This is a genomic window from Priestia sp. JV24, from assembly GCF_025910025.1.
Taxonomy (GTDB): domain Bacteria; phylum Bacillota; class Bacilli; order Bacillales; family Bacillaceae_H; genus Priestia; species Priestia megaterium.
Genome location: NZ_JAPCIN010000006.1, coordinates 1 through 8,224, shown reverse-complemented (window position 1 = coordinate 8,224; position 8,224 = coordinate 1). Strand labels below are relative to the sequence as shown.

5 protein-coding genes and 2 riboswitches are annotated in these 8,224 nt (G+C 38.4%); all 5 genes read right to left on the bottom strand.

Annotation, left to right across the window (positions count from 1 at the left end; all coding sequences use genetic code 11):
• Positions 1 to 276: 276 nt before the first annotated feature.
• Positions 277 to 1,602, bottom strand: a complete 1,326-nt coding sequence (locus OK414_RS01130; RefSeq protein ID WP_263046081.1) for an NCS2 family permease — start codon at positions 1,600 to 1,602, stop codon at positions 277 to 279.
• A 132-nt stretch (positions 1,603 to 1,734) separates the two neighbouring features.
• Positions 1,735 to 1,836, bottom strand: a riboswitch (purine riboswitch).
• Between the two features lie 97 nt (positions 1,837 to 1,933).
• Positions 1,934 to 3,463 (bottom strand): glutamine-hydrolyzing GMP synthase, encoded by a 1,530-nt coding sequence (gene guaA, locus OK414_RS01125; RefSeq protein ID WP_095380600.1) that lies wholly within the window; start codon positions 3,461 to 3,463, stop codon positions 1,934 to 1,936.
• Positions 3,464 to 3,586: 123 nt separating this feature from the next.
• Positions 3,587 to 3,688: riboswitch (purine riboswitch) on the bottom strand.
• A 20-nt stretch (positions 3,689 to 3,708) separates the two neighbouring features.
• Positions 3,709 to 5,919, bottom strand: coding sequence for a DUF3488 and DUF4129 domain-containing transglutaminase family protein (locus OK414_RS01120; protein ID WP_263046080.1), 2,211 nt, complete (start codon positions 5,917 to 5,919; stop codon positions 3,709 to 3,711).
• A complete protein-coding gene (locus OK414_RS01115; protein ID WP_095380598.1) occupies positions 5,916 to 7,106 on the bottom strand; it encodes a DUF58 domain-containing protein in 1,191 nt (396 codons plus the stop codon). The genes OK414_RS01120 and OK414_RS01115 overlap by 4 nt, the downstream gene beginning before the upstream one ends.
• Positions 7,107 to 7,116: 10 nt before the next feature.
• On the bottom strand, positions 7,117 to 8,067 hold the full coding sequence (locus OK414_RS01110) for an AAA family ATPase (RefSeq protein ID WP_034654843.1): 951 nt from the start codon (positions 8,065 to 8,067) through the stop codon (positions 7,117 to 7,119).
• Between the last annotated feature and the right edge of the window lie 157 nt (positions 8,068 to 8,224).

Here is an 8,224-nt window from a genome sequence, read left to right as displayed (position 1 = left end):
TTAGTATAACATTCTATCATTTTGATGTCAACATCTTTTTTTAAGATGTTTCTCTCAACTGCGCTGTTCATCAGCGACATTTAATAATTTACCATATATAATATATAGAGTCAATCGTTTTTCTAAAAAACTTTATAAATAAAAAATTTAATGAAGTAAACCTTCAATATAATGATTGAATACTCTCTATTACAATATTAATCTAGCCGCTATGCAGTTTTCTTATCTTACCATAAAAAAAAAGCCCAGTCATTAAACTGAGCTTTTTTATTTAAACTATTCTGCTAAGAATGCAAAATAGAGTATGAAGATGATACAGAGAGCATACATAATTGGATGAACTTCTTTTCCACGCTTGCTGCATAACATTGTAATAGGATAAAAGATAAAACCAACCGCAATACCTGTTGCAATACTGTATGTTAGTGGCATCATAATTACCGTGAAAAATGCGGGAACTGCTACTTCGAACTCTTTCCAATTAATTTCTCCTAAATTTGACACCATCAGAGCTCCTACCGTAATTAAAGCTGGCGCAGTAACAGCTGGTGTTACGACCGCTAACAATGGAGAAAAGAACAGTGCAACTAAGAAAAACGCCGCCGTTACGATTGCAGTAAATCCTGAACGTCCGCCCGCTGCTACTCCAGCCGTAGACTCTACATAAGCTGTTGTTGATGAGGTACCAAGAACAGCACCAACTACAATCGCACTAGAATCTGCCAATAACGCTCTGCCCGCTCGCGGAAGTTTATTATCTTTCATAAGCCCTGCTTGACTCGCTACAGCAACCATCGTACCTGCTGTATCGAAGAAATCAACAAATAAGAAAGTTAAAATGACGACTAGCATCTTTACAGTAAAGATATCACCGATATTTTGAAAAGCTGCCCCAAACGTCGGATCAAGACTAGGAACTGATGAAATAACTGCTTTAGGTGTATCAATTAAACCAAAAGCCATACCTGCTACAGCCGTTACAATCATACCGATAAATACAGCTGCATTTACTCGAAGCACCATTAATACAATAGTAATTACAATGCCAAAAACCGCAAGTAACGTTGTTGGGTTAGTTAAATCACCCAGTCCAACAAATGTAGCATCATCTTTGACGATGATTCCGGCACCTTTCATACCAATAAAACTAATAAATAAACCAATACCTGCTCCAACAGCCATTTTTAATTCAATAGGAATAGAATTAATAATTTTTTCTCGCAGGCTTGTTAATGTTAAAAGAATAAAAATAACACCTGATATCATAACACCCGTTAAAGCCGTCTGCCATGGAATTCCCATTGTCAGAACAACTGTATAAGCAAAAAATGCGTTTAATCCCATACCTGGAGCTAATGAAATTGGATACCTACCAAGGACTCCCATAACAATTGATCCCAAAGCTGCCGCTAAAGCAGTAGCTGTAAATACAGCCCCTTGGTCCATTCTCATACTGTCAGGCAGATCCTTTACATCACTTAGTGATAGCACAGATGGATTAACAAATAAAATGTAAGCCATAGATAGAAAAGTTGTAAGGCCAGCTATAAACTCTTTTCGATAGCTAGTACCCAGCTCTTCAAAACGAAAATACTTCTTCACGTTTTTTCCTCCCTTTATAGAAGCCGCATGCACTTGGCAAGCCATAAAAAATGCCTCTACACTAGGCGCGTAAAGGCATAAGATCGACTAAAAGAGAAATGTATGAGCCAAAAAAACAAAAGATTTTTACACATACATGTATTACTTTCTCGTAGTCAAGCCATTTACGGTAGCTCGGTAGAAACTTTTGGGCCTTATCCCCAAGATTATACGACATTAAAGCTATATCTCGCTGTTTTATGTTACTATCCTACCATTAACTTTTTAAAAAAGTCAACAAAAAACGAACATTCTTATAAAAGAATGTTCGTTTGTTCGGTTTTCTTACATATTATTCCCATTCAATTGTTGCAGGTGGCTTACTTGTAATATCATACACTACGCGGTTAATATGCTTAACTTCGTTTACAATACGCGTTGAGATAACTTCAAGCACATCCCAAGGAATACGCGCCCAGTCAGAAGTCATACCATCAATCGATGTAACAGCACGAATACCGATTGTGTAATCATACGTACGAGCATCTCCCATTACGCCTACACTGCGGATGTCAGGAAGAACCGTAAAGTATTGCCAGATATCGCGCTCTAAGTCAGCTTTTGCAATCTCTTCACGTAAAATAGCATCCGACTCACGTACAATTTCTAACTTCTCTTCCGTAATTGCACCAAGTACACGAATACCTAGACCTGGTCCTGGGAAAGGTTGACGCCAAACGATGTTATCAGGGATACCTAATTCAGAACCTAATGCACGTACTTCATCTTTGAATAGCGTGTTTAATGGTTCGATTAGTTTGAACTGCATATCTTCCGGTAATCCACCTACGTTGTGGTGAGATTTGATCGTTTGAGCTGTAGCTGTCCCACTCTCGATAATGTCTGTGTATAGCGTACCTTGAGCTAGGAAATCAAACCCTTTTAATTTAGCAGCTTCGTCATCGAATACATAAATAAATTCATTACCGATGATTTTACGCTTTTGTTCAGGATCTGATACGCCGTTTAATTTTTCTAAGAAGCGATCTTTTGCATCGATTTTAATTACGTTCATATTAAAGCCTTCGCTAAATGTTTCCATTACGCTTTCCGCTTCACCTTTACGTAATAAACCGTGATCTACGAACATACATGTTAACTGATCACCAATTGCTTTGTGAATTAATACAGCTACTACTGAAGAGTCTACTCCGCCGCTAAGTGCGCAAAGTACTTTTCTATCTCCAACTGTTTCACGGATTTTATCCATTTCAACTTCAATGAAGTTCTCGATTGACCAGTTTGCTTCAGCACGACATACTTCAAACACGAAGTTCTTTAAGATATGGTTACCGTGCACTGAATGGCGAACTTCTGGATGGAACTGCACTCCGTACATATTCTTTTCTTTGTTACTCATTGCGGCAATTGGACAAGATGGGCTAGTTGCGTCCACTTCAAAACCAGCTGGTGTTTCTACAACTAAATCACCGTGACTCATCCAAACAACTTGTTCTTTTGGCAACTCATGGTACATTAATGAATCGTTTTGTACGTTAATCGCTGCTTTACCATATTCACGATGGCTAGCACCTTCTACCTTCCCGCCAAAATGATGAGTCATTAATTGCATTCCATAACAAATACCTAACACAGGAATACCTAATTCAAAAATGTTTTCATCGCAGTGAAATGCGTTTTCACCGTACACACTGTTTGGGCCTCCAGAGAAAATAATTCCCTTTGGATTTAATGCTTTAATCTCTTCTGCTGTAATTGTGTGCGGATGCAATTCACTATATACTCCGAACTCGCGAATGCGACGCGTAATCAGTTGGTTATATTGACTACCAAAATCTAATACAACAATCATGCCTTCCATCTTGTTCACCTCTCCGAATGTGTAAATAATCACTTGTTATTATGCCCTAAAATATAAAAAAAACTAGACTTCTCCCTCAAAAAACAAAGGCAGAAGTCTAGTTGAGCACGACGTTCATTGTCAAATAGACTGTTCTGCCTTCATAGTCAGATCGTTTAAGGTGACCCGGTAGAGACTCTCGAACCATATTATCGAGGATATATGAAGGTATACGAAACATTTATAGTAAGTTCGAGAATATTCTATCAATCCGCGAAACAATGGTCAAGAACTCGTTTTTTGATTAAATTTTCCCACAATTCAATCGACTCTTTCCATTCTTTTATGGAATCTGCATTTCGATACAAAACCCGCTCGTATTTTTCCGTTAACTGTAGCATATTTACCGTATTTAATTTTTCGTCTACTTCTCTTGCAAAGTCGCGCAGCGTCTGACTTTCTTGCCGCTTTAGTCCATTTGCAGCGAGTCTTTTAAGTAAAAAAGCATACGCTGATTCAAAGGTTTCCACACTCTCTTTCTTTTTATAAAAAGAGATATAAAAAGGTAAAAACCATTTAAATCGATTGAGATATATTACTATCAACATAACTACAATCAGTCCGCAGAAAAGCACTTTCCACTTCATAGACAACTTAGCATTTTGAAGAGAAGCTGTTTTTTCTTTCGCTCTTTCTTCTTGTGCCGGAAGCTCTTTTTCCTTAGGCTGCTCCTTCACTTGCGTTTCTTGTTTCTCTTCTTCCCTTTGACTATTTTCACTAGAGTTGTTAGGTTGGCTATCTACAAAATCATAAGGATTAGAAAAACTTTTTGTTGGTTCAAAAGGTACCCAACCCGCTCCTGGAAAATAGACTTCGACCCAAGAATGAGCATTATTTTGTGTGATTTCATAGGTTGTCCACTTACTACTTCCTGAAATGACGGTGGCATCACCTTCTGTATAGCCCTTTACCCACCGAGCAGGAATATCTAATGATCGAAGCAGCACAACCATAGAAGTAGAGAAGTTATCACAGTACCCTCTTTTTGTATCAAATAAAAATTGATCCACATAATCTTTATTTTTCGTAGGAATTGGAACATTTTCAGTATCATATACATATGGATTTGATCGGAAGTATTCTTCAACGGCTTTCGCTTTTTCATAACGATTGTTCTTATTTTTTGTTACCTCACGAGCTAAATCCTTTACTCGTTTCGGCAAGTTAGCAGGAAGTTGTGTATACCTTGCTATAAATTCGTTATTATTCTCTAAACTCTCTGCCTTTTTTTCCTCTGCTTGCTGAAGAAGTCCAATATCAAATACAGGATATTTATACGTCATCTCATACGATTGAACAGTAACAAGCTTGTCATTTTGATAAGGATATAATTTTTCATTTGTCGGTGTAACATCGGTTTGAATGCCATTTTTTAAGGTTAGCGACAGCAGTTGAGGAACATGCATAAGATGAACAGAAGGCTGCGAATAGGTAACTTCTGCTTTTCTTACTTGTCCTGCTACACTTGAGTCATATTGAGGGAGTAAGTTTTCATTTCCTTTAAAGGGTAATTTTTCTTCCTCTTTAGACAGCTCCCACCCCTTACCTGTATAAACATCCTTCGTTTCAATACGCCAATAGTGCTCATCCTCTACTTTGGCTGTAAACACAACCGTATCATCATTGACAAACGATCCCCCCAATTTAGAATCGTCCATATCATAGCCAATTCGTTGACCGCTTGCAGATTCTCCCTGTCCTTGATTTGTTGTATGCGCTGTGATAAAAGGTACGGGATCTGGCCACTGCGGCCCTGGTTTAGGAGCGAGATAAGCCAGCACAATGACGATAGCTAAAAAGCTGCCTAGAAAAAGAAACGATCGTTTTCTATTTTCTAAACGCTCAGTGCCCGCAGCTTTTATGCGTTCAGGATTTATGCGAAGCATGGCTACTAATAAAAATCCGATAATCGTCACACGAATAATAGCAGCTCTCGCATCGTAAGTAGAAAAGGTATCCAACACGGTAATATACAAAATGGTTAAGAAGAAAAAGAAGAAAATTCTTTTTTGATAAAAGATCCAATATCGAATTAAATAAGCCATAATCCAAAGCAGCACAAAAAATAAAGTGCTCCTCATTTCAAATGATAAATTCGCTATATCCCACTCCATGATACTTTGTGCATCTGACTGAAGAATCTCCAAAAGTCTCGGAAGCCAGTCTGAAGAAAAGAAAGCTCCTTGGAAATAGAGATTGTGAAGCGAAAACAAAATAAACAATATACTCCCTAACGTCATCACAATAAACGGCAATCGAAACGTTAAACACAAAAAACAGTAAGCAACAAACAAGATAAAGTACTGAATTTGATTGGTATCCGTCACTTCATTTAAAGGAAGAAGCCATTCCACTAATAAAAAGAATGCTCCCGCGTACAATAAGATGTTTTTTACATACAAAGCTGATTTATTCACTTATTTCCGCCCTCACTTCCTTTAGATGATAGAGGAAGAGGAATATTAACGACTTCAATCGTTAAAGCAGAAGATTGTATTCCATTAACAATAACCGTCTCTTCGTCACTAAGCCCTGCTCCTTCATCTTTAACGACAATTATTGATGCCTTAGCATGCAGACTCAGCTTAGATTGAACCTGCCCAATGAGAGTTCCTGTAACTTGACTGACAATGACCATAAAAGAATGCTGCTTTTGAATGGCAATACCCTTAAATTCTGTTTCGAATACTCGGTTGTTAATAGGCTGTGCACGCGCTAAGTGATACAACAGGTTATCAGTCTCACTTTGTTCAGAGGCTTTTGGTGAAAAAAGTGCATCTCCAGCTAAAAGAAAATCGATTTTTTTACGCTTGGTTTCTTCATGAATGAGCATGGATGCCAGAAAGCTCATTCGTTCTTCAAAGTATAGAGAGCTTATAACATCTGCAATGATAATCATACTCCGTTCATGATAATGACCGAACTCTTTAGAAATCAACGTAGCTTTACGAGCCGTCGCCTTCCAATCGATAGATCCTAATCGGTCACCCGGCTGGTATTCTCTAATGCCTGTCACTAACGTAGTAGATTGATTTCCAGCGGAAACTTCATTTTTCCCTTCTTCTATTCCTGCTAAAAGAAACGGGATATCTATCTCATGGATTTGGGGATACACGATAAACCGCTGCTGCAGCGGATAATAGGCCTTCTTTTTTACAATTCCTAATAAATCACTCAATTCAATCGAAATCGTAAAAAATTCATATTCTCCTCTTTCTACAAACGATCTTTCATACGGAATAATAGCGTTTCGTTGAAAAAGCGGATAAATTGTTCTTTCTTCTTGATCTAAAAGGTTACTCTCCTCTTTCACTGCTGCCATATAAACAGGAAAACCCGAGGAGCGTGTAATGTGAATGTCATACGAAAGATGATCTCCAGCGAATCGAGGCTGTAGCTTCACATCACGAGTAACATTCCACTTCTTTAACGGATAAAGCAAAACTGCTGCCGCATATAATCCAAAAGGTAAGAAGCTATAAAATAAAAACCAGCTGACAAAGCCCCCTTGAAACATCGCGTACGAAAACGTAGCAGCAAAGATGCAGAATAAAACGAACCAGTCTCTACATTTATTCCATATGACTTTTATATACTGTTTCATAAAGTACCTCTTACCTTTTAACAGGTACTTTCGTATCAGCCATAATTTGCTTCATCACATCACCCGCTGTTAAGCCGCTGTACTGGGTATCAGGTCTTAGCGTTAATCGATGTGCACACACATACGAAGCAAGCTCTTGAACATCATCAGGAAGACAGTAATCTCTTCCCTTCACTAAAGCATATGCTTGAACGGCCTTCATAAATGAAACCGTCCCACGAGGACTAATACCTAACGAAACATGTGGATGAGAGCGCGTTTTGCGAATGATTTCAATGATATAGTGCTTGATCGCATCATCTACATAAATACTGCTTACAGCTTTTTGAGCCTGTACTAATTCTGGAATGCTCATGACGGGTTTGACATCTTCAAGATTGATCTGGGTGGATACGCCATTTAAAATTTGAAGCTCCTCTTCTTGCGTAGGATATCCCATGCTTAATTTGAATAAAAAACGATCCAGCTGCGCTTCCGGCAAATGATAGGTCCCATCAAAATCAACAGGATTTTGAGTAGCCATCACAAAAAAAGGCGCTGGAATTTCCCGGGTGATACCATCGGTTGTTACATGATGCTCAGCCATTGCTTCTAAAAGCGCCGATTGTGTTTTAGGAGAAGTCCTGTTAATCTCATCAGCGAGTACAATATGGCTCATGATAGGACCTGGACGAAAATGAAATTCCATGTCTTTCGGACTGTAGATAGAAACGCCTGTTACGTCGGATGGCAGCAAATCAGGCGTGAATTGAATTCGTTTAAATTCTGCATCAATTGATTTGGCCAGTGCCTTCACGAGCATCGTTTTCCCCACACCCGGCACATCTTCAAGCAAAATATGCCCCTCTGCAAGCAAAGCAACCAAACTCAACGTAGATACCTGACGCTTTCCAATCACAATGTGATCGATGTTTTCTAATACTTGGTTTAATTTATTATTAATATGATCCAGCTGAATCAATAAAGCTCCCCCTTAAAACTCAGTTAAGCCTTGAGTTTAGTATGTTTTTCAATAAACATAGTACTATCTTAACAAATTTTAAAAAAATCTGAAAATATTAATGCACGCAAAAAAGCGACCAAGTGAGTACTTGGTCGCTTTTTCAGAGAGGGCAGTG

Excerpts from the sequence above, each read along its gene's own strand:
- guaA (WP_095380600.1), bottom strand. The coding sequence starts at position 3,463 with ATGGAAGGCATGATTGTTGTATTAGATTTTGGTAGTCAATATAACCAA.
- OK414_RS01115 (WP_095380598.1), bottom strand. The coding sequence starts at position 7,106 with ATGAAACAGTATATAAAAGTCATATGGAATAAATGTAGAGACTGGTTC.